Raw genomic sequence first — 26,197 nt, 5'->3', positions numbered from 1 at the left:
TACTTGACAACATAATTGTTATTATATAAACTATCAATACAATAACAAATATAAGGAGATTGTCATGGCTACCGAACTGGACAGGCTGAATAACGAGGCGGTATTAAAGCTGGTGCGCATTTCCGAGGCGCTTGTAAAAGCCGGCGACAGGTTTTTCAGCAAATATGGGGTCACGACCACCCAATACGACGTTTTAGTCATACTGAAGTATTCGGAGAAGAGGGTCACGCAAAGCGACTTGGGCGGCCATCGCGTCGTATCCCGCTCGAACATAACCGGTATCATCGACAGGCTCGAGAAACTCGGCCTCGTGAAGAGGGAAGGCAGCGCGGATGACCGCCGGGTGAAATATACCGCGATAACGCAGAAAGGGAAGGACCTGATAAAGAAGGTCGAGGAGAAATATTTCGATATCCTTAAACAGATCGCGTGGTTCCTGGGCGAAAATGACAAACGCGAGCTTGCCAATATCATAGGCAGGCTCGAAAAGGGGCTAAGGAGGACCGAAGATGTATTACTTTAACGAGTTCGATATGATCTTGAGGCTATTCCCCGTTTTATGGATAGTCTCAATAATTGCCTCTCCGGTCATCGCCGCTGTCGCAAAAAACAGGAGCGCGATAGCATGGTTCTTGCTGGGCTGTATCGGAGGGCCCGTTACGCTGATCATCATTTCATTATTACCGAAAGCCGGGCCGGAAAAGAGTGAAAAATCTCCGGCCCAAATGATCGGCAGCCCGCTGTCATTGGAGGCCATCAAGAAAGAATTGGATCAGATAAAAACCCTCTATTCGGATACCGCCTACCGGATAAGCGTCCTTGAAAATATACTGAAAGAACCCTCCCGCCAGGAGCCTGAAGCGAAGGCAGAAAAGGCCGCTAAGCCTGAAAAGAGACCGGCAGCGCCGATACCCGCTCCTTTGATTGCACATCCTGCTTTGGAGGTCCCGGCAGCCGTCGGCCTTGAGCAGAAGATGGGGAAATACTGGCTTAACAAAGTCGGCATCCTTGTCCTCGCGATGGGCGTCACTTTTCTCATAAGCTATACCTTTAAATATTTCGGCCCGTTCATGAAAATACTCACCGGCTATATCATAGGTGCCGGTTTGCTCGTCATCGGCGTCAAGCTGGAAAAGAGAGCCGGCCTGGCCTATTACGGACGCAGCCTTTTGGGGGGAGGATGGGCTATAGCGTATTTTACCACTTACGCGATGTATCATTTCCAGGCTTCCCGCATCATCCAGAGCCAGCTCGTAGACCTGATATTGCTTGCGGCAGTTGCGGTCGCGATACTGCTGCACACGCTAAAATACAAATCGCAGGAAATTTCATCCGTGGCGCTCTTTGTGGGATATTTTACGGCAACGCTCGGCGATATCAATTATTTTACCCTGGCGAGCTGCCTCTTCCTGGCGGTGGTATCGGTTGTCCTGGTCTACAAGATGCGGTGGCTCAAAATGATATTCGTAGGCATTGCGCTGACATACATGACGCACATATTCTGGGTCGTTAAACAAGTGCATGCCTCTTTCGTCCCCGTCGGGGTTTTAGATGTGGGACAGGTCCAGTTCTGGCTAAACAACGGTTTTGTCGCGCTCTACTGGCTTGTTTTTACCGTATCGATATATTTGATCAAGGACCAGAACGAAAACGAAAAAAAGCAGCTCGCAGTGGCGAGCTTTTCCAATTTTTTGCCGTTCTTCGTATTGGCCTATTCGAAAATCTACGCGCAATACCCCGACTTCAGGTTCCCGTTCGTCTTCGGTCTCGGCCTCGTATATGCCGTACTGGCTCTCGCCTCATCCCGGATGAAGAACAGGGTAATGTCGACCGTGAATACTCTTATAGCGCTTTCGCTCGTCACATTTGCCGTGCCGCTCAGGCAGATCCCCTTAAGCACGACGGTCATATGGCTGATAGAGCTGCCGTGCATAATGTACATAGGCTGGCGTTTCGGCAAGAAATCTTTCAGGATCTTCGGCCTGATGCTGGCGGCCGCGGTTTTTGTGAGGATAATAACGCTGGATTTTGCCGTATCCGGGGTCTTTACGGTATTCGGCCATGATTTCACGTTGAAAAATTTCATATTCTTCATCGGAGCGCTCTCTTCGTATCTATCCGTCCTTATAGCCAGGCGGATAAATGACGATGTGCGCCTGGAAAAGGAAGGTGCCCTTACGAATGTATACTCATTTTTCGGTACGGTATATCTTACCATGTTCCTGTGGGATACGGCTTCTAAGGCATGGCTGGGGGTGATCTTGTTCGAAGAGGTCTTTATCCTCGCCCTTATAGCGTTTTGGCTTAAGGACAGGGCTTTCCGCATATATTCATACGCGCTTTTGGTCGCCGCCTCATTCGTTTTGATCTTCACGGAGAACGGCCATAACTTCATTTGGATAATGGCGCAGCTGCCGTTATTGCTCATCCTGGGTTTGGGTTATGAGATAAGGCCTGTCCGCGTGATCGCGCTCGTAGGAAGCGCCGTCATATTCATTAAAGCCCTGGCATTCGATTATCATCTTTATTATACGCTGGCGTTCTTCGGGGCCGCGATAACATGGAAGAAAGTAATACTGCTTGCCGGCCTTGCAGCCATGTTTTTGTGTGATTATTTTAACAGGCGTCTCGGGCAAGCGGAACGGTTCGCCGGGGAATACCCGATGGTTAAAGCATATTCCGCGATAGGGACCGCGTATCTTACCCTCTTCCTTTGGGACGCAGTCCCCCTGCGCTGGCTTAGCCTGGCGTGGGCTTTTGAGGCGGCCGCGTTATTATTTACGGGCCGTATGGCAAAAGACGCGTATTTCCGCGCCTATTCACTGGTCCTCCTGGCGATGTTCTCGATCCGGATGGTATTTATCGACGCGAACTGGGGTTTTGAGGCGGTGAACTGGCTTGCCTTTGCGGTCGAGATGGCCCTGTTCGCGGCCTTATATTTCCTATACAAAGGCCTGAAAGAAGCATCGGAATTCGAAAAGGGCGTCCCGCTATCCATCTTCGTCATCGCGGCTATCGTCGCGACGTCTATTATTTTCAAAGAGGTCGGGAGGAATTTTGTAAGCCTGGCCTTGGGCGTCGAGGGCGCGGCGATGTTCGCGATAGGGTTTATGGCCAAAGACAAGGTCTTCAGGATCGGCGGGTTCTGGCTGTTCGGCCTTACTCTTGCCAGGATAATATTGGTCGATATGGCGCATGTCGCGGCAGTCTATAAGATCATAAGCTTCATGGTGCTGGGCGCGATATTCCTGGTCACCTCATTCCTTTATAACAAATACAACGTGGGGAAGGACAAATGATCGCCCTTGCGCTAGCCGGAATGGTAGCAACCACGGACGGCGTCAACATCGCCTACGACCATTATAAGAACGGGTTCGATTCCGTGGTGATAGTATGTCCCGGTTTTTTTAACAGCAAGAAGAACTCGTTCATGAAAAAGACCGTGGAAATAGTCTCCTCGTCTTATGACGTCATAATCTTTGATTTCAGGGGACACGGCGAGAGCGGGAGTAAGTTTACCTGGACTTCAACCGAGCCGCTCGATCTGGGGGCAGTATTGGATTATGCCGCAGGGTGCGGGTACAAAAAGATCGGGGTGATCGGTTTTTCCCTGGGCGCGGCGACGGCGATGAACGTCGCGGTTAATCGGCCGGAGATAAAAAGTATGATCCTCATCAGCGCGCCGTTCAGTTTCTGGGACATGAATTATCATTTCTGGGAACCGGAGATGCTCTCCGACCTGATGGCTAATTTTGAATGCAAGTGGGAAGGAAAAGGCGCGAAGCTCGATAATATATTCCTGCCCAAGGTCAAGCCGATAAAGTCCGTCGCGGAGATCAAAGAGATTCCGATGCTATTTATCCACGGCGACAGGGATTGGGTCATAAAGGATTACCACTCAAGGAAACTCTACGACGCGGCGGTAACCAAGAACAAAAGATTGGCTATACTGCATAACGGTTTTCACGCCGAAAGGCTTATCGAGAAATACCCGGACCGGATGAAAGAACTGATGTTAGGCTGGTTCAAGGAAACACTTTTATGATCAAATCTTGCGGCATATGCGTCGGGGCGTCTAACCTGACCTCAGTAGAGATATATAAGGAGGAGCATAAGCTCCGCGTGGGCAAGGTGATAAGCGTGCCGCACGAGGGGAACATATTCGGCTGTCTCGAGCAGGCCCTGAACAGGCTCCTCGACGAGGGATACCGCAATATCGCCGTGACCGGCAGGAAGGTGGATTCATCGGTGAACCTGCCGTGGATCTCCGAGCCCGAGGCGGTTGAAGAAGCGCTGAAATTCATAAATACCGAAAAAAAACATTACAACGCGGTCGTAAGCATGGGCGCCGAGCTTTTCATCGCGTATATACTGGATAAACAGGGGAACATCTCAGGCGTAAGGACGCTCAACAAATGCGCCTCAGGGACCGGCGAGTTCTTTGCGCAGCAGTTAAGGAGGATGGACCTCTCGCTGGACGATGCGGAGAAGCTCGTATCTGCGGATAAGGTCTACCGGCTCTCAAGCAGGTGCTCGGTATTCTGCAAGAGCGATTGCACCCACGCGCTCAATAAAGGGCAGAACGTGAGCGAGATACTGGCCGGGCTGTGCGAGATGATGTCCAGGAAAGTGATGGAGCTGCTGGTAGACATGCCTAAAGAAAAGGTTATGCTCATCGGAGGCGTCGCCCTGAACCCGCGCGTCATCAGCTTCCTTAAAAAAGAGATACATTCAATATATGTGCCTAACGAAGCCGCGTATTTCGAGGCCCTTGGCGCGGCCCTATGGATGATGGAACACAGCGCAGTCATATCCGACGCCAAATTATTAAAGGAGAAGCGCCGCGCCTCGAGATACACTGCCCTGCCGGCGCTTAGGTCGGCCCTGCCGCTCGTCGAATTTAAGGATGCCTGGAAAAAAACGGAATATTCGGACGGAGACGCATGTATTTTGGGTCTCGACGTCGGCTCGACAACAACGAAAGCGGTAATAATGAGGGAGCGCGATAACGCGGTGCTCGATTCCGTCTACCTCAGGACGAACGGCAACCCGGTCGAGGCCTCGCGCAATTGCTACAAGGCCCTGGAGAAGAGCCTCGACAAAAAAATAAAGATATCGGGATTGGGCGTCACCGGGTCCGGCAGGCAGATAGCGGCATTACACGCGATGACTGACGGGATAGTAAACGAGATAATAGCCCACGCCCGCGCCGCCGTATATTTTGACGATGAAGTCGACACTATATTCGAGATCGGCGGGCAGGACGCGAAATATACGCATATCAAAAATATGGTCGCCTGCGATTACGCGATGAACGAGGCGTGTTCGGCCGGCACCGGCTCATTCCTCGAGGAGTCATGCAAGGAGACCCTCGGCGTCGAGCTGCGCGAGATCGAGCGGTACGCGATGAAGGGCGAAAGCCCGCCTAATTTCAACGACCAGTGCGCCGCATTTATAAGCAGTGACATCAAGACCGCTTCTTACGAAGGGCTCAAGAAAGAGGATATCGTCGCCGGGCTGGTCTATTCGATATGCATGAATTACAGCAACCGCGTCAAAGGCAACAGGATAGTTGGGGACAAGGTCCTCATGCAGGGCGGCGTATGTTACAACAAGGCCGTGCCTGTCGCCATGGCCTCGCTTTTGGGCAAAAAGATAGTGGTGCCGCCGGAGCCGGGGCTTATGGGCGCTTTCGGGGCGGCCCTGGAGATAAAGGATAAATTAAATAAGGGCCTGCTGAAAAGAAAAGATTTCGAGCTCTCCGGGCTTATCGGCAGGGACGTCAAATACCACGACAGTTTTAAGTGCAAGGGCGGCGCGGAAAAATGCGACCGCGGCTGCAGCATACTCAGGATAGAGATAGGCGGCAGGATCTACCTCTTCGGCGGTTCGTGCAACAGGTATTATAATATTAACCATTCCGTAAATGTCGACGAGGCAAAACTGAACCTGGTCAAGATGCGCCAGGAGAGGCTGTTCGCGCCGCTCGCCTCAGGGCCGTCCGCGCCTGCGGCCGCAAAGACCGTTGGGATAAGCAGGTCATTTTTGACGCACATCTTTTTTCCTTTATATAACACTTTTTTTGAGTCACTGGGGATGAAGGTCGTGGTTTCGGACGCGATATCCGACTACGGGGTACAGCACAAGAGGGCGCCGTTCTGTTATCCGGCAGAGATAGCCCATGGCCTCTTCCATAACCTGCTCGAGAAAGACCCGGATTATATATTCCTGCCGCAGGTCCTGGAACTTAAATCAAAGAAAGCGGAGAAGTCGAGGAAGGAGCAACAGTCTACGTGCGTCATCCTCCAGAGCGAGCCGTATTACCTGAAGAACACATTCAAGGGCTTCGATAAGAACAACGTCCTCGTCCCGGTATTGGATTTTTCGAAAGGGCTCGGCGGCGCCCGCAAGGCCTTTGCGGATATGGCCGGAAAGATGGGATTTTCAAAAAGGGACGCAGTAAAGGCTTACGAGGCGGCATGCGCAAAGCAGGATGATTTCACGAAGGGCTTGAAGCGTTACGGGAGAGAATGCCTCGAGGAATTAAAGAAAGACCCGGAGAGGATAGCCGTGGTCCTCCTGGGAAGGGCGTATAACACTTTCGCCGCGGAAGCAAACATGGCGATACCCGATAAATTCTCCTCGCGCGGGGTGACGGTCATGCCGTTCGATTGCCTGCCGTATGAAGAAGAGTCCGATGACGCTAATATGTATTGGGCGAGCGGGCAGATGATACTCAAGGCCGCGCGCTTCATAAAGAAACATCCGCAGCTCTATCCCGTATTCGTGACGAATTTCAGCTGCGGGCCGGATTCGTTCATCGTCGGCAACGTAAGGGATATGATGGACAAGAGGCCGATACTCATCCTCGAGATCGATAGCCATACCGCGGACGCAGGGATCAACACCAGGATAGAGGCTTTCCTGGATATAGTGGAAAGGTCCCGCTTGCTCGGCGCAGCTACGCAGGACGGCAGGGAGGCGTTCACGCCGGCGCGCTGCATTAGCCACGATAAAAAAGTATGGGTGGTATCTTCGGACGGGAAGCGCTACGGGATCGACGACAAGAGGGTCAAGCTGCTCCTTCCGCCGATGGGGACGATGGGCCCTGAGGCGCTTGCCGCTGTCTTCAAGACTGCGGGGATAAACGCGATACCGCTCCAGCCGTCAGACGGCACCTCTCTTAAGCACGGGCGGGCGAATACGACGTGCAAGGAATGCCTGCCGCTGATATTGAGCGCCGGGAGCCTCATGAGATACCTGGAACACCGGAAGGACGGAGACATCCTTGTATATTTCATGCCTTCGACCGGCGGGAACTGCAGGTTCGGGCAATACAACACGTTCTTTAACGACCTTATAAGGAAGAAACGGATAAAGGACCTGGCGGTATATTCGATGGATACCCAGAACAGCTACCTGGGAATGGGCAATAGCTTCAACATACTCATACTTAAAGGCGCGCTCATCTACGACGCGATGTATGACATAAAGAACGCGCTTAAGGCCCTGGCGAAAGACAAAGAAGAGGCGATGAGGGTATTCGATAAGCAGTGGCATAATATTGTGGCTTGCCTCGGGAAAAAAGGCGCAGGCCTTTACAAGGTCCTCGAAGAAGCGTCCGCCGCGCTCAAGGCGATACCGTTGAAACACCCGCTCTCCGAGGCGACTACTGTGGCTATAATGGGGGAGATATACGTAAGGCGGGACGATTTCTGCTGCAACCCGCTCATCGAAAGGCTCGCGCAGAAAGGGATCGTAGCGCGGACCTCCCCGGTCCTCGAGTGGATCTGCTATGTAGATTACCTTGTTAAGAATAAATTGATCGAATCTAACCTGGGGATATCCGGCAAGATAGAATTCTTCGTGAAGACATTTTTGCAGAGGAGTTACGAGAAGAAGATAAAGGGCATACTCGCCGGTTCCGGGCTGTACCATAATGACGCCATAGACATAGAAAAGATAATGAAGGCCGGCAGGAATTTTATCGACGAGCAGCTTACCGGGGAATCCATCGTCGTAGTGGGCTCGGCATTGAACGAGATAGTGGAATATGTCTCGGGAGTGATAAGCGTCGGGCCGTTCGCGTGCCTTCCCACCAGGATAATCGAGTCGATATTGAACGGAAGCATGAATTTGACCACAAAAAAAGGATTATCCGACCGGGATTTTACGGGGCTAAAGGAGGTCGAGGAGCTTCCTTTCCTGTCGATAGAGATAGACGGCACGCCTTTCCCGCCGCTGATAGAAGCCAAGATCGAGGCGTTCTGCCTCCAGACAAAAAGGCTGCATAAGAAGATCGTTGCTTCGGACGCTGAAAAAGAGGATGGCTACCTCAGCTCTCTCCATAGCCGGTAGAGTTCTTCAAAACCGCATTCGTTTATTTTTTTGTGCCGTTTTTTCAGCGCCCGTTCGATGTTACCGAACCGCTTGGCGAATTTCTTTGTGGCGCTGTGGAGGGCTTCCTCGGCGTCGATGCCGCCGAAGCGGGAGAGTATCACGATAACGAACAATAAGTCGCCGATCTCTTCTGCGAGGCGGCGCTTGTTGCCGCTCTTTAACTCCATTTTTACTTCTTCAAGTTCCTCGTGCACTTTATCGACGACGAATTTCACATCCGGCCAATCGAACCCCTGATGGGCCGCGCGCCTCGAGACCTTCTGGGCCTTGATCAGGGCCGGAAGTATCTTCGGGACGCCGTCTAATATGCTCTTTCTGTCTTTATAGGACCTTTCCTGCTCCTTGCGCGATTGCCAGTGTTTATAGGCGTCGTCCTCGTCCTTCGCCCTGTGTTTTCCGAAGACGTGCGGATGGCGGTTGAGCATCTTCTTCGCCGACGTCCGCAGGACATCGTCGATATCGAAGGCGCCTCGCTCTTTCGCGATCTGGGCCTGGAAGACCACCTGGAAGAGGAAGTCCCCGAGTTCGTCCTTCAGTTTTTCGGGGTCTTTGGAATCTATAGCGTCGCAGAGCTCATACGCTTCCTCTATGATGTGTTTTTTGAGGGAGGAATGTGTCTGGGCCCTGTCCCACGGACAGCCGTCCTTCGCCCGAAGGCGGGCCATTATCCCGGTTAATTTTTCGAAAGGTCTTATGCTCATATGGACATGCGTTTCCGGTTAAGGTATACTGATTATAACATGAAATCCGAGATCCTCAAAATTTTTGTGGTCATCCTGGCTGTTGTTGCGCCGGTCCAGGCCTACGGCCGGGTCACAAACGACCCGGCGGCGGCCGCGATGTATAACGAGATGGGTGTCAAGGCCTTCAAGGACGGCGCGGCGGCGGCCGCGGTATCCTACCTCGAGCAGGCCCGCAGGCTTAACCCCTCGGATAAGACGATAAAGAAGAACCTTGCCGCCGCCTACGCCGGCCAGGGCATGGCCGAGTACGACAGGAGGGACCTCGCGGGCGCGCAAAAATATTTTGAGGCCGCGCTTCAACTTGACCCGGAGAACATGAATTCGCTGGTCTTATTGGGCGATATAAAATACCTGTCGCAGAAGATGGGCGAAGCGAAGGCCCTTTGGGAAAAAGCGCTAAAGACGGACCCGGATTATAAATACAGGAAAGAGCTTGAAGAAAAAATAGCGAAACTGGCCAAGGAAGCAAAGGTCGAGAAAGATTACCGCTCGACCGGGATGGACCGGTTCGAGATCAAATATTCGCGCGAAGGCGCCAGGTTAAGTTATAATATAAGATATTACCTCCAGGAGGCATACAGGCTCCTGGGGCAGGACTTCGATTACCGTCCCGGTTACAGGATAACGGTCTTGATATCGGACAGGGAACAGTTCGAGACGATAGGCGGATGGCCGGCCGGGACGCAGGGAGGATATGACGGCAAGATACGGCTCCCCCTGATAGGCGCGGATTACGCGCCCGACCACATACGGGGGCTGGTCTGGCATGAATACACGCACCTGATCGTGGAAGACCTTTCCAAGGGAAGGGCGCCGCTGTGGATGAACGAAGGGCTTGCCTATTACGAGGGTTTTAAGTATATGAAAAAGCGCATGGCCACGCTGAAGGCCGCGGTCGATAAGAACCGGCTGATACCGCTCGCCGGCCTCGATGATGTGCTGAAGGCGCAAGACGTCGGTGAAGATTACTGGCTCGCGTGCGAGGAGTCGTATACCATCGCCTTTTACATGATGAAGAGGTATAACAAATACACCATCCGCGAGATCCTTAAGGGGATGGGCGATGGCGAAACGTTCGAGGCGGTCATGAAAAAAAAATTTAACACATCCATGAAAGAATTCGAAAAACGCTGGCTTACCGAATTGAATAAAGGCAGGCTCTACTGATATGGCGGATAAAAAAGTATTCAAATCAGGGTTCGTGGCGATAATAGGCAGGCCGAACGTCGGCAAGTCGACGGTCCTTAACCGCCTTGTCGGAGAGAAGGTCGCCATCGTCACGCAAAAACCCGAGACGACGCGCAACAAGATACAAGGGATATTGACCCGCCCCGAAGCGCAGGTGGTATTCGTCGATACGCCGGGGATACATAAGCCCAAGAACCTCCTCGGAAAACAGATAACGCAGGTCGCGAAGGACGTTTTGCTCGAAGTGGACCTTATCGTCTTCGTCCTGGACGTCACAAAAGGCGTAACCCCGGAAGATATGCTCATATTCAACCTCGTGAAAGCCGCGAAGAAGCCGGCCATCCTGCTGATAAACAAGATAGACCTTAGGAGCAAGTCGCTCGCCCTGCCGCTTATCGAGGACGGGGCCCGGCTCTACGATTTCAGGGAGATAATCCCGACATCGGCGTCGAACGGCGACAATATGGACATTCTCCTCGAGAAGGTCATCGAGCATCTTCCCGAGGGGCCGAAATATTTTCCCGACGGGCAATTTACCGACAGGACCGAAAGGTTCATGGTAGGGGAGATAATACGCGAGAAGGCCCTTGAGATGACGCACGAGGAGGTCCCGCACTCGGTCGCGGTCCTTATCGAGGAATTTACGGAACGCCCGAGGAAACTCGTCTACATAAGGGCGGTGATATATGTCGAACGCCATTCGCAGAAGAAGATATTGGTCGGCCATAAGGGCCAGATGTTAAAAGCCATCGGCGAGACCGCGAGGAGGGAGATCCAGAAGCTCCTCGACCGGCACGCCTACCTTGAGCTGTGGGTCAAGGTCCACGAGAACTGGCGCAAGGACCCCAACGCGCTGAAGATGCTCGGCTACGCGTGATCTTTTCACCCTTGTATTTTCCCCGGGATGTGGCATACTTCAATTGACCGAAGAGGGCAAAGCCGCTCAGCGCGAATAGGCCAAAACGCGCTGATGCCGCATCAGTCGGCACCGAAAGGGCGGGACGCAAAACCTCAAGCCTAAATCCCGCAGTCAAGGGACAAGGCCAAAAGGTTGCCGAAACTGGAGAAAAGGTCAAAGGCGTAGGTTGCCCCCTTAACGGTCAACTGACAATAATTGCCAACGGCTAGCAGGATTCAAGAAAGAAGCGGCAGTATCGCAGTAAGCAGCTTCGAAGGGGTTTAGAGCCGTTGGCGTTTTTTTTGACTTTTCCCTCCCAAGCCTATATAATACAAGAGATGAACCCTGCCAACCCAAGTATAGACAAAGCGTCCATAATAAGAAGGATACCGATCTTCTCAGGCCTCCCGAGCGCGGCCCAAAAGCTGATAGAGGATTATTCCTATGTAGCCGAATACAAGAGGAACCATATCCTCTACCGCGAAGGCGCCCCGGCCGATTCCTTTTACTGCATGGTCACGGGAAGGGCGAAGGTATTCGTAAGGACGCCGTCCGGTGAAGAGAGGACGCTTGTCCACCTGCACCGCGGTGACTATGTGGGCATAATCTCCCTTCTTACCAACGAGCCGCATTCCGCGTCGGTCCGCATAATAAACGATTCGCTGGTCCTCCGCATAGATAAAAAGAATTTCGATCTCCTGCTCAAGGAAGCGCCTCAGCTTGCCCTGAAATTTACCGAGGCGCTCTCGCGCCGCCTGAAGAAGGCAGAATCTAAACAGAGGACGATCTTCGAGTCCTCGATAATATCCGTCTTCGGGCTCGCGAAAAAATCCGGGCGGACAATGTACGCGGTCAACCTCGCGATAGCGCTGGCCTATGAGACGCGCAAAAAGGTCATACTCCTCGACATGAGCCATTCGGGGAACGAATGCTCCTCGATGCTGCAGATGGATGAGCTTAAATGCGTCGACCTGAAGCGCCACAGCATGAATTACGAGGAGGCCAAGCCCCTTATTGTGAAATACGAAGCCGGGGGCATATATCTCCTTAATATGGGCTGTGACGACCACAGCAAGATCGAGCCGTCGCATGTCATCTCTTTTTTGAGTTCCCTGACGTCGGAGTTCAACTACATAATCGTCGACATGCCGGCGGAGATAGGCAAGCCGACCTACGCGCTTCTCGAGCAGTCAGACCTCATACATGTAGTCAGCGACTGCAATGAGCATAACCTTAAAGCCACGGGAATGCTCATAAAAGAACTTAAGAAGGCGGTGCAGGATCCCGAAAATACCGTTAAGGCGATAATAAACGAGTTCGTGAGGACCGAGAGTTTCGAGGAAGAGGTAAAATTGCTGGGCCACAAGGCATATGCCACACTGCCGGATTTGGGGTTACTGGCCGGGATGATGTCCGCGGGGTTGCCCCCGGTATTGGCTGTCCCGGAGAGCCTCTATTCGAGGTCCGTAAGGAGGATAGCCCGCGAGATCGGGAAGATCCTCGTCGGCCTCGCGCTCGGCTCCGGCGCGGCGCTCGGGCTGGCCCATATAGGCGTATTGAAAGTATTGGAGAGGGAGAAGATACCGGTAGATTTTATAGCAGGCACCTCGATAGGCGCGGTGGTCGGCGCTTTCTGGGCGTCCGGCATAGAGAGCGGGGAACTCGAAAAGATAGCGCTGAGATTCAAGAGGAAGGACATGCTCTTTTCGCTGGCGGATTTTTCGCTCATGCCGCTGCAGGGTTTCATGAACGGGAATAATTTCAAGAAGTTTTTCCGGGAATACCTCGGGAAGAAGACATTCCACGATACGCATATCCCGCTGAAGATCGTCGCGAATACCCTCAGGTCCCGCGAGAACATAGTTATTGACGAGGGCAGTCTTGTCGACGCGCTTAGGGCTTCGTGTTCCATCCCCGCGTTTATAAAACCCGTAAGATACGGGGATGATTTCCTTATCGACGGCGGCACCCTCGACCCGGTGCCGATAGACGTCCTGACGAAACTCGGCGCGAAGAAGATAATAGCGGTGAATTGCCTGCCAAGCCAGGAAGAGATGATGAAGGCCTTCAAGGAATTCGAGGAGAAGCGCAGGAACGACGAAATAAGGCTGTCGCGGCGCACGGTATTCTCGCGCCTCGCCTATAATTTCAGAAACTGGATTCGCCGGACATTCGCGCCTAACATATTCGATGTGATGATGAACGTTTCGCTGGCTATGCAGTATGCATTCGCCGAGGTTTCGTCCAAGGACGCGGATTGCGTCATACATCCGGTCCTCCCGAACGCGGCGTGGTTCGAATTGTATAAAGTAGAGGCGCTGATAAGGCGCGGGGAGCAGGAGACGGAAAAGATGCTCCCGCAGATAAAAGCATTGATAGAGGAATGATCATCTATACTATAAGGAGAGGGACCGATGGCAAGCGGTGAGAAGTTCGATTGCATCGTAGTCGGCGCCGGCCCGGCAGGGACGACGTGCGCGTATACGCTCGCGAAAGCGGGCCTTAGCGTGGTGTTGCTCGAACGCGGGGAGGCGCCCGGTTCAAAGAACGTGATGGGCGGGATATTATATTCGACGATACTCAATAAGGTCATACCGAATTTTTGGGAAGAGGCGCCGGTGGAAAGGCGCATCGTGAAAAAAGTGTTCTCAGTCCTGTCCGCCGATTCTGAATTGCAGATGGGGATGAGGTTCGAGGGTTTCAATAAGCCGCCGTTCAATAACACCTTCGCGGTCCTTCGCGGGAAATTCGACGCGTGGTACGCAAAGAAAGCGGAAGAGGCCGGCGTAATGGTGCTCAACCAGGCTGTCGTGGATAAGGTGATCACCGAAGGCAAAAAGGCGGTCGGGGTCAAGACGCGGCTCGAGGACGGCGACCTTTTCGCGGACACTATCGTCATAGCGGAAGGGGTCGGTTCGCTCCTCGCCGAAAGGCTGGGATTGAGGGAGAGGCACGTCCCGGAGCATATGGTCACCTGCTGCAAGGAGGTCGTCGCCCTGCCGAAGGAAGTCATCGAGGAGAGGTTCAACCTCGAGGGAGAGGAAGGGGCCTCGCTCGAATATTTCGGGGGCTCTGTGAAGGGGATGGTAGGCTCGGCCTTTATCTACACCAATAAGGAGACGCTCTCGGTCGGCATCGGCGTCTCGACCAGGGACCTGAAATATAACAAGTTGACGCCGAATGACCTCATTGAGAATTTCAAGGAACACCCGTCGATAAGGCGGCTCGTAAAAGGCGGGAAGCTCCTGGAATATGCGGCGCATTTGATACCCGAGTTCGGTTACGACCACCTCCCGAAACTGACGATGGACGGGCTAATCATCGCGGGCGACGCCGCGGGTTTCGTCAATATGAACCCGATGTTCCACGAGGGCTCCAACCTGGCGATGGCCTCGGGGCTGTTCGCGGCCGAGACGATAATAGAGGCGAAACAGAAGAACGATTTCTCCGAGAACGGGCTCGCGGGATACCGCAGGCGGCTGGAAGACTCTTTTGTGTTCAAGGACCTGAAGCGCTATAAGGGCATTTCAAATTTCGCGGCGAAACATCCTGAATTTTTCAAGGAATATCCGGAGCTGCTGGTCGAGCTGGCCGAGGACTTCTTCACCGTCTCCGAGACGCCGAAAGGCAAGTCAAGGATGGCCGTGATAAAGAAGGGCCTGAAGAGGGTCAACCTCCTCAAGCTGGCTATCGGGATGAATCGCGCGCGCAAAGTGATGTTCTGACGGGATAATTCGATGCGTGAAGACACGATTCCTTTTATGTTTTTCTCGAGGGCGAACAAGTATGGAGGGAAGTGCGCCCTCAGGTCGAAAGAGAACGGTAAGTACCGCGATATAAGCTGGGCAGAGGCAGAGGGCAAAGTAAAAGACCTCGCCATCGGCTTGATATCCCTCGGGCTTAAACCCGGCGAGAAGGTCGGCCTGCTTTCCGAGAACCGGCCGGAATGGGCCTATTCCGACCTCGCCGTCCTTTCCCTCGGCTGCGCAGATGTCCCGCTCTATCCCACCGATGTCTCGCTCCAGATGGAGTATATCCTCCGGGATTCCGGCTGCGCGATGGTCATAGTCTCGACCCGGGAGCAGCTGGATAAGATAATCTCTATAAAGCAGGGGCTCCCGGAGCTCAGGAAAATAATAATGATCGATCTGCCGGAAAAGACAGGCGACGCCGCTATCATCCCGTTCGAGTCGGTCCTTAAGGCCGGGGCGTCGAAGGCGCCGGAGCTAAGGGGCGAATTCGAATTCCGGCTTAACGCCGCGGGGAAGGACGGTCTCGCCTCGATAATCTACACGTCAGGCACGACCGGCGCGGCGAAAGGCGTCTGCCTGACGCACGAAAATTTCCTTTCGAACTGCAGGTCTTCCGTCGACCTCCTGCCTCTCGGCGAGGATGACACATGCCTCTCGTTCCTGCCGCTTTCCCATGTCTTCGAGAGGATGGCCAGCTATTATTTCACGATGTTTGTCGGCGGAACGATAGCGTATGCCGGCAGCAATGAATCCGTAGCCCAGGATCTCAAAGACGTAAGGCCGACTTACGCCTGTTCCGTCCCGCGGTTCTACGAAAAGATGCACGCGAACATAATGGATTCCGTTTCGCGCAGCCCGGAGCCCGCGAAAAAGATATTCGAGAGGTCGGCTGCGGCGGCCAAGAGATATGCCGACGCCAAATTGAACAAATTGGGCCCCGGCCCGGTCCTCTGGCTTGAATACCAACTGGCGAAGGCGCTAGTCTTCTCTAAAATAAGGGACGCCGTCGGCGGGAGGATCAAGTTCTTCATATCAGGAGGCGCGCCGCTCTCGAAAGAGCTCGGAGAGTTCTTCTATTCGTTCGGGATATTCATATTCGAGGGATACGGCCTGACCGAGACCTCGCCGGTCGTTACTGTAAATACTTTCAAGGCGTTCAGATTCGGTTCGGTCGGCAAGCCCATACATAACACCGAGGTCAGGATAGCCCCGGACGGCGAGATACTTATCACCGGCCCCGGCGTGATGAAGGCCTATTATAAAAAGGAAACCGAGACCAAGGAGGCATTCGACGCCGACGGGCGGTTCCGCACCGGCGATATCGGGTATCTCGACGAGGAAGGCTTCCTCTATATAACCGACCGGAAGAAGGATATCATAATAACCGCCGGCGGGAAGAATATCGCGCCGCAGAACATAGAGAACACGATCAGGTCCGATTCCTATATACACGAAGTCATCCTGCACGGCGACAGGAGGCCGTACATTACGGCCCTCATAGTCCCGAATTTCGACGCGCTCAAGGGCCTCGCCCTGAGGCAGGGCATACCGTACATAAAGGCAGAGGAGCTGGCCAGGCATCCCCGCGTGCGGGATTTCATCGCCGATAGGATAGAGCAGAAACAGAAGGACTTCGCCAATTACGAGAAGATAAAGAAGTTCACCATGCTGGAAAATAAATTGACTATCGAGGGAGGCGAGATAACGCCGACCCTTAAGGTAAAGCGGAAGGCCGTCGCGGAAAAATACAAGGATATCTTCGACGGGATGTACAGATCCTAGGACGGCACAATGAAGACCGAAGGTTCGTTCAAGAATAAAGACGCCCAGAACATATTTTACAGGGCTTTCATCCCGGAAAAACCGAAGGCTGCGGTAATCCTCGTCCACGGGCTCGGCGAGCATTCGGCGAAATACAATTATTTCGCCGAGGACGCCTGCAAAAAGGGGATGGCCTTCTTCGCCTATGACCAGCGCGGCAACGGCCGCTCCGGCGGCTTCAGGTGCCACGTCGACAGGTTCGATGATCTCGTGGAAGACCTGCGCCAGTTCGTCGGGATAGCCAAGATCGAATCGCTGTGCGATGACGCCTTTATCGTGGGACTCAGCATGGGCGGGCTGACTTCACTGCTTTTTTCGATGAAATACGGCGGGATGATAAAAGGTGCGGTTGTCTGTGCGCCCGCCCTGCGTTTCGTAAGCCCGCCCACCGGCATAGAGGCCGGCATGGCCGGATTATTGTCTTTTTTCCTGCCGAGGCTCACGACGCCGAACAGGGTGCCTTTCGAATACCTGTCGCATGATAAAGAACTGGTAGAGAAGACGAAAGGCGACAAGCAATCGCACAGGGTCATTTCTTTCAGGTTATTTTCCGAGGCGACAAAGGCGGCGGCGTATGCCCTCGAGAACGCGGCGTCGGTAAAGGTCCCGCTCCTGTTGCTGCAAGGCACCGGGGATAAGGTGGTCGACCCGTCCGGGACAAAGGAATTTTTCCGGAAGATGACTTTCGCGGACAAAGAGATAAAATTATACGACGGCCTCTACCATGAGCTGTTGCGCGAGACGGAGAGGCAGGAGATAACGGACTACATTCTCGGCTGGATAGCGAAAAGGGCGTGAATATGAGCCTGCGCGGCCCGTGCGCATTTTTCCTTTCTTTTTTACTGGCGTCATCAGCCGTTTGCGCCGCGGAGGAAACGGATTATGCCAGGGAGCGGCAGATGATGGTCGATTCCCAGATCGCCGCGCGCGGGATAAAAGACAAGAGGATCCTCGACGCGGTCGGAAAAATAGAGCGGCACAAATTCATCCCCGAAGGCATGAGGCAATACGCCTACGAGGATATATCCCTCCCGGTAGGCGGGGATGAAGCCGTCCCCCCGGCGTATTTCGTCTCGCTGGTCGCCCAACTCGCCGGCCTTAAAGGGAAAGAGAAGGTCCTGGAATTGGGCATAGAGTCCGGTTACCAGGCGGCCGTCCTCGCGGAACTCTCCGCGGATGTCTATTGCGTCGAACCGTCGCGGAAGATCGCGCTGGAAGCAGGGGAGAAGCTCAAGGCCTTGGGCTACAAAAATATAAAAGTAAAGACGGGCAGGATTGACGCGGGATGGCTGGAATTCGCCCCTTACGACGTCATCGTGATAACCAGCCCGATAGATTTCGCCCCCCAGCAGGCGATCGACCAGCTCATGCCGAACGGAAGGATGGTGATGCCTCTCCGCGAATACTGGGGCAAGAAGATAGTCGTGCTTAAGAAGACGCCTAAGGGCAAAGGCTTAGAGATGACAGGTACCCTGGTAACGCCGCTCACCGGCGAGGCGCCTTCGGCGGCCGCTAAAGAAACCCCGCCGAAACAAATAGAAGGCGCGAAATGGGAGGCCGTAAAAGGCAGTAAGTGGATGAAGAAAAAATGAAATGGCCGTTCGCGTTCTATATCATGGTCTTCTTCGCGGGGGCTTCGGCTTTTTCCGCATACGGCGAAGAAGCGGACCCCGCCAAATTTTACGATTACGCCAAGGGCGCGCCTCTTTGTAAGCTCGAGCCGAGGGAGAAGACTAGCCAATATGAACATTATTCTTTCAGCTATCCTTCCGCCCTGCAGACCGATTATCCCAATAATACGGTATACCTGGATTTTTATGAGCCGAAGGGCGGAGTCCCTGGCGAAGCCAATGGCAAGGAAAAATATCCCGCGGTAATATTCCTCAGCCACATAGCGGGAGGAGTGCCGCAGATCGAAGGGGAATTCTGCCGCGAACTCGCCTCCAACGGCATAGCGGTCCTGTTCATCCAGACCGCTTACCAGAAGGATTATAAATTCAGCCGCAGATGGCTCGAGGAGAATATCAGGCAATGCGGCTCTGACGCGATAGTCCAGTTATTCCGGCAGATAGTCATCGAGGCGCGCCGCGGCATAGACTGGCTCGAAGCGCAGCCGAAAGTCGAGAAGGAAAAGATCGGCATAATGGGGCTGAGCCTCGGCGGGATAATGGTGCCCATAGTCACCGCGGTGGACCGGAGGCCGTGCTCGATGGCGATAATCCTCGGCGGCGGCGATATGGGCAAGATAATGTGGAACAGCTTCGCGACAAAGACATTCAAGAAAAGCCTGGAAGAGGAAGGGATAGTTTCGGAGGGAGAGCTCGAGAAGAGGTTATGGATAATAGACCCGCTGACTTTCGCGGACGGGTGCAAGGGCAAGCCAATCCTGATGGTAAACGCGTATTTCGATACCGCGATCCCGCGCGCGAGCACCGACCAACTGTGGGAGGCGCTGGGAAAGCCGCAGATAGTCTGGATACCGTCGGGCCATTTCACTTCGCTATTCACGATGGGCTACGCCAAATTGAAGACGTTCCAGTTCTTTTACGCGGAACTGGTCGACAGGGAAAAGGCCAAAAGGATCGAGCCTTCGTATTATCCCGAGTATCCCGTATCGAATTTTTCGATAGACGCGGGGAATATCATAGGCAACGAGACGAGCTACAAGGTCAAGGTCGGCACGAACAACAGGTACCGGGATATCCGCGCCGGCGTCATACGGCAGAACCTTTTCGGCTCGGGATATTTCGGCGGCGGTGAGGTGCTCTGGCGCGCGTCGAAAGACGACCGTCACGACATGCGGGACCTCGGCGGCAGCCTTATATTCGGGAGCCGGCTGACAGAGCATACCCACGGGTTCCTCGAATACACATACGAGCACGTGAATGTCGATAAAATAGCGGATTGGGCTCCACAGGAATTCAAGAATAACGCGGGCAGGACCGGCGTGTCCACGCTATCCTTCCACTGGGAGAGGAACACCTTCAACGATAACCTCTACCCGACGGACGGCTCGTACTATCACGCCGGTTTCGGCGTCGCCGCGAAGGGCCTCGGCGGCGATTATAATTTCATGAGGGCCGTAGGCGAAGGGAGATGGTGTTTCACCCTGCCTTTCCCGAGGATAACCGTCGCCTTCAGGGGGATGGGCGGGTGGATGGACAGGTACGGCGAAACGAAGGACGTCCCTTTCTTCGAAAAATTCATGTTGGGCGGGATAGATACGGTGCGCGGGTATAAAGTCAACTCCATAGGCCCGAAGGACGCGGACAACAGGCCCCTGTGGGGGACGGTGATGCTGCTGGGCAACGCCGAGATGAGATTCCCGATATATAAATGGTTCAACGGCGCGTTCTTTTACGATGTGGGCGGGAACTGGAGAAGCTTGAACAGGGTGCGCTTTCCTGCGGAGCTCCAGAATTCCATCGGCACGGGCCTGCGCTTCAAGACGAAGTGGACCGTCCTGCGCTTTGACCTCGCTTACCCGCTCAACACAAACAAGGAGAGGCAAGTGCCGAGGTTCATGTTCGATGTGGGGTTGCCGTTCTGATGATAATATCGTTCCGGGAGTTTAACAAGTTTCCTGTCCTGCACGGAATATCCGACAGGCAGATAAGCCACGAGGATTTCCTGAAAAAGCTGGAAATACCGCCTAAGGGCCTCGTCCGCCTGCAGCAGGTGCACGGCGGGAAGGTCGTAAAGATAGACGCGAGGACTGCCTTATCCGGCGAGATCCCGGGCGCGGACGGCGCGATAACCGATGTGAAAGGGATAACCCTCTCTGTCAGGACCGCCGATTGCCTTCCCATGCTGTTATACGATCCCGAGCATAACGCCATCGGCGTCGCGCACGCGGGATGGAAGAGCACGAAGGAGAAGATAGCCAAAAACGTCGTCGAGGCGATGAGATCCGAATACAGGTCGGCGCCGGCGAAGCTGTTTGCCGGGATGGGCCCGGCGCTCAGGCAGTGCTGTTACGAGGTTAACAGCGAATTTTTGGTGCATTTTCCGGATTCGGTTGTTAAAATGGCGCATAAGCATTATTTCGACCTGGTAGGGGAGAACGCCGAACAGCTGATCGCCGCCGGGATAAGCGCAAAAAATATTTTTGACTGCGGCATATGCACCGCCTGCAAGAACGGTGAATTCTTCTCATTCAGGAAAGAGAAGGACAAGGCCGGGAGGATGCTCTCGGTTATAATGTTAAAATGATACGGAGGAACGCATGAAACTCGGAGTGATGGCTGATTCGCACGATAATGTGCCTATGGTGAGGAAGGCGGTAGAGGTATTCAACGCGGAAGGGTGCGACCTGGTCGTCCACGCCGGCGACTACTGCTCGCCGTTCGCGCTCTCGCCGCTCGACAAATTGAAATGCAAATGGCTGGGCGTCTACGGCAACAACGACGGCGACAAGAAGGCCCTCTCCATAAAATCGAACGGCATGATAGTCGACCACCCTTACAGGTATGACCTCTCGAACGTAAGGATGATAATCACCCACGAGATAGAAGACGTCCCGGGCATCATGGGCATGATAGAGAACCAGGAGCTGCATCTCCTTATCTACGCCCATACGCACAAGCCCGAGATAAAGAAGGTGGGCACCGCCCTTCTGGTCAATCCCGGCGAGACAGGCGGTTGGACGACCGGCAAATCTACGGTCGCGATAATAGACATCAAGACGATGGAAGGAAAGATAGTGGAGCTTGCGTGAAGTCGAAAGTATTTTTCGTAAAAGCCAATAAAGACGAACCGCTCGATTCGATGCGCGGGAAGACGCGCTGGCTGCTCGAGAACGCCGGCCTCAAAAAAATAGTCAAAAAGGACGCGCTCATCGCCATAAAACTGACCTTCGGCGACAAAGGCAATACCGGACACGTCGACGCGCGCCACGCGAGGTTCGTCGCCGACGAGATATCCGCGCTCAAGGGCAAGCCGTTCTTTACCGACTCGAACACGCTGTATAAGGGGTCGAGGTCGAACGCTGTCGACCACGCGAATATCGCCTATGAGCACGGTTTTACGCCCGAGGTATGCGGCGCGCCGGTCGTCATCGCCGACGGGCTGAGATCGGGCGAAGATTTCGAGGTGAAGATCAACAAGAAACATTTCAAGTCGGTGAAGATAGCGAAGGCCTGCGCCGACGCGGACGCGGCCGTCGTCCTCTCCCACGTGACCGGGCACATGGTCACAGGCTTGGCCTCGGCGGTAAAAAATATCGGGATGGGTTTCGCGACGCGCGCCGGGAAACTGATGCAGCATTCCGCGATAAAACCTAACGTCAACGCGAAGGCGTGCATCGGCTGCGGGCTGTGCGTCATCCATTGCCCGACCGGGGCGATAACGTTAAGGGAAAAAATAGCGTATATAGACGAGAAGAAATGCATCGGCTGCGCCGACTGCCTCGTCGCCTGCCGCAGCGACGCGATCGACATATCGTGGAGCGAGTCGAGCAATAACGTGCAGGAGAAGATGGCCGAGTTCGCCCTGGGCGTGATGAAGGACAAAGAGGGGAAGATATTATTCCTGAGTTACGCGATGAAGATAACGAAAGAATGCGACTGCCTGGCCAAGGATGACCCGTCCGTGGCGCCTGATGTCGGGATATTCGCCTCGACAGACCCGATAGCGATCGATAAGGCCTCTGCCGATCTGATAAATGAAGCTTCCAAGACCGACGCATTCAAAAGGGAATGGCCTCATATCGACTGGGAGGCGCAGCTCAGGTACGGCGCCGGGATAGGCCTCGGTAACCTCGAATACGAATTGATAGAGATGAAATGAAACGGATATTACTTACAAACGACGACGGGATATATTCGCCGGGCATAGCCGCCCTGCAGAAAAAATTAAAGTCGATAGCCGAGGTGACGGTCGTGGCGCCTGACGCCGAGCGTTCGGCGCAGGGGCACGCGATAACGCTATCGGTGCCGCTGCGCGTCAACGAGGCGCGACGCGACGGGAAATATTTCGGCTACTCGATAACAGGCACGCCGGCCGATTGCGTGAAGATCGGGCTGATGAACATAATGAAGAAGAAAAAACCGGATCTGATCGTATCCGGCCTGAACCGCGGGCCGAACCTCGGGATAAACGTCCTCTATTCCGGGACGGTCTCAGGCGCGACAGAGGGGGCGATACTCGGCGTCCCGGCGTTCGCAGTCTCTCTGGCGTCGTTTAAATGGGAAAAGTTCGAGGCGGCGGTAGATTTTACGCATAAACTCGCGAAACTGATGCTCGAAAAGAAGCTCCCTGTCACTACGCTGCTCAATGTCAACGTCCCGGCGCTTCCGAGGTCGAAGATAAAAGGGGTAAAGATAACGCGGCAGGGGATGTCTACCTTCTACAAGGAAGATTACGACATGCGCGAGGACCCGAACAGGCGCCTCTATTACTGGCTGTGCAGTTACAGGGCCGAGGTAAGAGGCGATGAGCTCGTTGACGCGGTCGCGGTGCGCGACGGCTACATCTCCATAACGCCGCTCCATTTCGATATGACCGATTATAAGGACTTTGAGAAATTAGCTGATGCAAGGAAAAGATTCTTTAAGTAATTACGAAAAATTGAAAGCTATCGCCGAAGGGGAGGGCGCCTCGCTCTTCGGCGTCGCCGATGTATCGTCTATAAAAGACGGGTTTATCATCGAGCCGAAGTCCGTCCTCAAAGGGCTCGACCGCGGCATCTCGATAGGCGTGCGCCTCTCCGGCAGGATAATCGAGACTGTCGTGGATGAGCCGTCAAAGATCTACGCCTTCCATTATAAAAGGGTCAATTCCCTGATCGACGAGATCACCCTTAAGCTGGCAAACCATATCCAGGAGAGCGGCTATTCCGCGCTGCCGGTCCCGGCGAGCCTCGTCGAGGATTGGGGCCTGATGCGCGCGACGCTCTCGCACAGGGAGATAGGCCGCCTCGCCGGGCTGGGTTTCACCGGCCGCTCGGGCCTGCTCATCAACCCGGAATACGGCGCCAGGGTAAGATACGGGACAGTGCTTACCGATATGCCTCTCAAGTCAGACAAGCCGGTAGATATCAGCTGCGGGAAATGCGCAGCGTGCGTCGCCGCCTGCCCGGCCAAGGCGATCAAAAAAGATCCAAAGGACATGGATTTGAAGGCCTGCCGCGAATTGTTGAAAACCTTTGCCAACAAAGCGGGGATAGGCCATTCTATTTGCGGTGTATGTGTAAGGGTATGCAAGGGGAAACAACAGGAGGATTAAATGGGAGCAGCAAAGCAGCATAAGCCGGTCAAACTCATCATCGGGATGATATCGAACGACCCGGACCTGATAATGAAAATAGAAAAGACGCTGGAATGGAAATTCGGGAAGATAGATTTCAGGACCTCATTGCTGGATTTCGCGTATACGGATTATTACGCGCCTGAGATGGGGCAGAATCTAAAGAGGCAGTTCGTATCCTTCAGGAAGCTCGTCAACCCCGAGGTCCTGCCGAAGATAAAGCATTACACGAACAAGCTCGAGCTGGGGATGAGCAGGGAGCGCGGCAAGCCGTCGCGCAGGATAAACATCGACCCGGGTTACATTACCGACGCGAAACTGATCCTCGCGACGACGAAAGACAACGCGCACAGGGTCTACCTGCACGGAGGCGTCTTCGCCGAGATAACGCTCCGCTTTGTCGACAGGTCGTTCCAGCCGTGGGAATGGACATACCGCGACTACCAGACGAAGGAATACGTCGACATCTTCAACGAGATCCGCAAGATATATTTGCACCAGATAAAATGATAGAGCGGTTCTTCGAAGGCGGGTCAGGCGAGGGCAAAAGATACTCGCGGATAAAGAACGTCCTGTTCGGCGTCGAGCTCGTCCTGACGGTCTTATTCCTCTATATCATGGCCACGCAGGGCCCGTCCGTATGGATACGCAATTTTGCCGAAGGGGCCTCGCGCAACCCGTGGATACAGACCGCGGCCTATTTCCTGGTGTTCGGGGCTATATACGCGGCGGTCACGTTCACGCTCGATATGTACCAGGGCTTCTCGCTCGAGCGGAAATTCTCGCTCTCGACGCAGACGTTCGGCGGCTGGGTCCTCGATTATTTAAAGAAGCTGCTCGTCGGCGGGACGATATTCTTCATCCTTATCGAGGCGCTTTACCTGTTCCTGCGGAATTTTACCGCGACCTGGTGGATATGGACCGCCGTATTCTGGATAATTTTCACGATAGTCCTAAGCAGGCTCGCGCCTGTCGTCATCCTTCCGCTATTTTTCAAGGTAAAACCGCTTGCCGACGAAGACCTGCGCGTCCGCCTCTTGAATCTCGCCGAAAAATGCGGCTCGAAAGTCAACGGCATCTTCGAAATAGACTTAAGCAAGAAGACGGTCAAGGCGAACGCAGCCCTGGCAGGCCTCGGGAAGACAAGGAGGGTGCTTTTGGGCGACACGATGCTCAAGGAGTACACCCACGACGAGATAGAGGCTGTCCTCGCCCACGAGCTCGGCCACCACAAGAAGGGCCACATAATGAAATTGCTCGTATTCGGCGCCGCGGTGACGTTTGTGAGCTTTTATATCGCCAACCTGGTATTCAAGGGCTTTTCCGGGATGCTTGATTACCGCGGGATAGCCGACCTGGCGGGCTTCCCGCTGCTTGCGCTCATATTTTTCTTCTTCGCGGTTGTCATGATGCCTTTCCAGAACGGGCTGAGCAGGGTATTCGAGAGGGAAGCGGACCGTTTTGCCCTTGAGATCACGCAAAATCCCGGCGCCTTCATCTCAATGATGGGCAAGCTCGGCGACCAGAACCTCGCCGACAGGGAGCCGAACCGGCTTATAGAGATATTCCTCTACGACCACCCGTCCATAGGAAAACGCCTGAAGATAGCGGAGGAATATAAAAATAAGCCCTAATATCGGCGCTTATCCCTTGAAATTTAAGTCTCGCTCGGCCTTATTTATTACTCGCTTCTACCAAATATCTACTGCGTCATAAACCGGCTCTTCGCGAGACGTTAAATTTCAAGGGAATAAGGCAAAATTGTGAAGTTGACACCCCTTAGTTTTTATGGTAATTTATACACTCACCATTCTGCTTTATAAGGGCGCTTAGCTCAGTTGGTTAGAGCATCTGCTTTACACGCAGAGGGTCAGAGGTTCAAGTCCTCTAGTGCCCACCATATATGAAAATATTTGTTGTTTGACTATGATCGAGGTTCGCTTGCGAAGCAAGCGAACTAAGAGGGTGCGGGAGAGACCGTCTTCCGCGCTTTGAGGAAGGGGTTACGTGGGGAAACCAAGGTTTCCCCACGGGAGCAACACCCCATTTTTTGACAAGAAGTGTTGCGACGGGCCCGTGGTGCAGTCTGGTCTAGCACGTCAGATTGTCGATCTGAAGACCGCGAGTTCAAATCTCGTCGGGCCCGCCAT

20 protein-coding genes and 2 tRNA genes are annotated in these 26,197 nt (G+C 53.9%); 21 read left to right on the top strand and 1 reads right to left on the bottom strand.

Features of this window, described 5'->3' with window-relative positions; translation table 11 throughout:
* Positions 1–64 precede the first annotated feature (64 nt).
* The 4 genes from PHO67_03305 to PHO67_03290 are packed head-to-tail and all read left to right on the top strand — an operon-like array spanning position 65 to position 8,358.
* Positions 65–523, top strand: coding sequence for a MarR family transcriptional regulator (locus PHO67_03305; protein ID MDD5546175.1), 459 nt, complete (start codon positions 65–67; stop codon positions 521–523).
* A complete protein-coding gene (locus PHO67_03300; GenBank protein ID MDD5546174.1) occupies positions 510–3,299 on the top strand; it encodes a DUF2339 domain-containing protein in 2,790 nt (929 codons plus the stop codon). Before PHO67_03305 ends, PHO67_03300 begins: the two co-directional genes overlap by 14 nt.
* On the top strand, positions 3,296–4,045 hold the full coding sequence (locus PHO67_03295) for an alpha/beta fold hydrolase (GenBank protein ID MDD5546173.1): 750 nt from the start codon (positions 3,296–3,298) through the stop codon (positions 4,043–4,045). The genes PHO67_03300 and PHO67_03295 overlap by 4 nt, the downstream gene beginning before the upstream one ends.
* Positions 4,042–8,358, top strand: coding sequence for an acyl-CoA dehydratase activase (locus PHO67_03290; protein MDD5546172.1), 4,317 nt, complete (start codon positions 4,042–4,044; stop codon positions 8,356–8,358). The genes PHO67_03295 and PHO67_03290 overlap by 4 nt, the downstream gene beginning before the upstream one ends.
* Here the strand turns inward: PHO67_03290 and mazG are convergent.
* Positions 8,331–9,101, bottom strand: a complete 771-nt coding sequence (gene mazG, locus PHO67_03285; GenBank protein ID MDD5546171.1) for a nucleoside triphosphate pyrophosphohydrolase — start codon at positions 9,099–9,101, stop codon at positions 8,331–8,333. The two genes, PHO67_03290 and mazG, sit on opposite strands and share 28 nt — an antisense overlap.
* Positions 9,102–9,140: 39 nt before the next feature.
* On the opposite strand from mazG, the gene PHO67_03280 reads away from it, so the two are divergent.
* The 17 genes from PHO67_03280 to PHO67_03200 all read left to right on the top strand — a co-directional run bounded on the left by PHO67_03280 (position 9,141) and on the right by PHO67_03200 (position 26,196).
* Entirely contained in the window at positions 9,141–10,310 is a 1,170-nt protein-coding gene (locus tag PHO67_03280; GenBank protein MDD5546170.1) for a tetratricopeptide repeat protein, read from the top strand.
* A 1-nt stretch (position 10,311) separates the two neighbouring features.
* Complete coding sequence (era, locus tag PHO67_03275; protein ID MDD5546169.1) at positions 10,312–11,208, top strand: GTPase Era; 897 nt, start codon at positions 10,312–10,314, stop codon at positions 11,206–11,208.
* Between the two features lie 359 nt (positions 11,209–11,567).
* On the top strand, positions 11,568–13,616 hold the full coding sequence (locus PHO67_03270) for a patatin-like phospholipase family protein (protein ID MDD5546168.1): 2,049 nt from the start codon (positions 11,568–11,570) through the stop codon (positions 13,614–13,616).
* 27 nt (positions 13,617–13,643) lie between these two features.
* The gene (locus PHO67_03265; GenBank protein ID MDD5546167.1) at positions 13,644–14,954 is read left to right on the top strand and encodes an FAD-dependent oxidoreductase; all 1,311 of its coding nucleotides are present in this window, start codon (positions 13,644–13,646) and stop codon (positions 14,952–14,954) included.
* Positions 14,955–14,966: 12 nt separating this feature from the next.
* Entirely contained in the window at positions 14,967–16,763 is a 1,797-nt protein-coding gene (locus PHO67_03260) for a long-chain fatty acid--CoA ligase (GenBank protein MDD5546166.1), read from the top strand.
* 9 nt (positions 16,764–16,772) lie between these two features.
* Positions 16,773–17,600, top strand: coding sequence for a lysophospholipase (locus PHO67_03255; protein ID MDD5546165.1), 828 nt, complete (start codon positions 16,773–16,775; stop codon positions 17,598–17,600).
* A 2-nt stretch (positions 17,601–17,602) separates the two neighbouring features.
* On the top strand, positions 17,603–18,394 hold the full coding sequence (locus tag PHO67_03250; GenBank protein MDD5546164.1) for a protein-L-isoaspartate O-methyltransferase: 792 nt from the start codon (positions 17,603–17,605) through the stop codon (positions 18,392–18,394).
* A complete protein-coding gene (locus PHO67_03245) occupies positions 18,376–20,352 on the top strand; it encodes a BamA/TamA family outer membrane protein (GenBank protein ID MDD5546163.1) in 1,977 nt (658 codons plus the stop codon). Before PHO67_03250 ends, PHO67_03245 begins: the two co-directional genes overlap by 19 nt.
* Positions 20,352–21,014 (top strand): peptidoglycan editing factor PgeF, encoded by a 663-nt coding sequence (pgeF, locus tag PHO67_03240; GenBank protein MDD5546162.1) that lies wholly within the window; start codon positions 20,352–20,354, stop codon positions 21,012–21,014. The genes PHO67_03245 and pgeF overlap by 1 nt, the downstream gene beginning before the upstream one ends.
* Positions 21,015–21,027: 13 nt before the next feature.
* Positions 21,028–21,519 carry a metallophosphoesterase gene (locus PHO67_03235; GenBank protein MDD5546161.1) on the top strand — a complete coding sequence of 164 codons (492 nt, stop codon included), beginning with the start codon at positions 21,028–21,030 and terminating at the stop codon, positions 21,517–21,519.
* Entirely contained in the window at positions 21,516–22,589 is a 1,074-nt protein-coding gene (locus PHO67_03230; protein MDD5546160.1) for a DUF362 domain-containing protein, read from the top strand. Before PHO67_03235 ends, PHO67_03230 begins: the two co-directional genes overlap by 4 nt.
* Positions 22,586–23,359, top strand: a complete 774-nt coding sequence (gene surE, locus PHO67_03225; protein MDD5546159.1) for a 5'/3'-nucleotidase SurE — start codon at positions 22,586–22,588, stop codon at positions 23,357–23,359. The genes PHO67_03230 and surE overlap by 4 nt, the downstream gene beginning before the upstream one ends.
* Complete coding sequence (locus PHO67_03220) at positions 23,334–24,026, top strand: hypothetical protein (protein MDD5546158.1); 693 nt, start codon at positions 23,334–23,336, stop codon at positions 24,024–24,026. The genes surE and PHO67_03220 overlap by 26 nt, the downstream gene beginning before the upstream one ends.
* Complete coding sequence (locus PHO67_03215) at positions 24,027–24,557, top strand: DUF4416 family protein (protein MDD5546157.1); 531 nt, start codon at positions 24,027–24,029, stop codon at positions 24,555–24,557.
* Complete coding sequence (locus PHO67_03210) at positions 24,554–25,681, top strand: M48 family metallopeptidase (GenBank protein ID MDD5546156.1); 1,128 nt, start codon at positions 24,554–24,556, stop codon at positions 25,679–25,681. Before PHO67_03215 ends, PHO67_03210 begins: the two co-directional genes overlap by 4 nt.
* Before the next feature lie 189 nt (positions 25,682–25,870).
* Positions 25,871–25,947: transfer RNA gene (locus PHO67_03205), tRNA-Val, on the top strand.
* A 170-nt stretch (positions 25,948–26,117) separates the two neighbouring features.
* Positions 26,118–26,196: transfer RNA gene (locus PHO67_03200), tRNA-Asp, on the top strand.
* Position 26,197: the final 1 nt, after the last annotated feature.

The sequence above is a fragment of the Candidatus Omnitrophota bacterium genome, from assembly GCA_028716565.1.
Lineage (GTDB): Bacteria > Omnitrophota > Gorgyraeia > Pluralincolimonadales > Pluralincolimonadaceae > Pluralincolimonas.
This window is presented reverse-complemented; position numbering and strand designations above follow the sequence as displayed.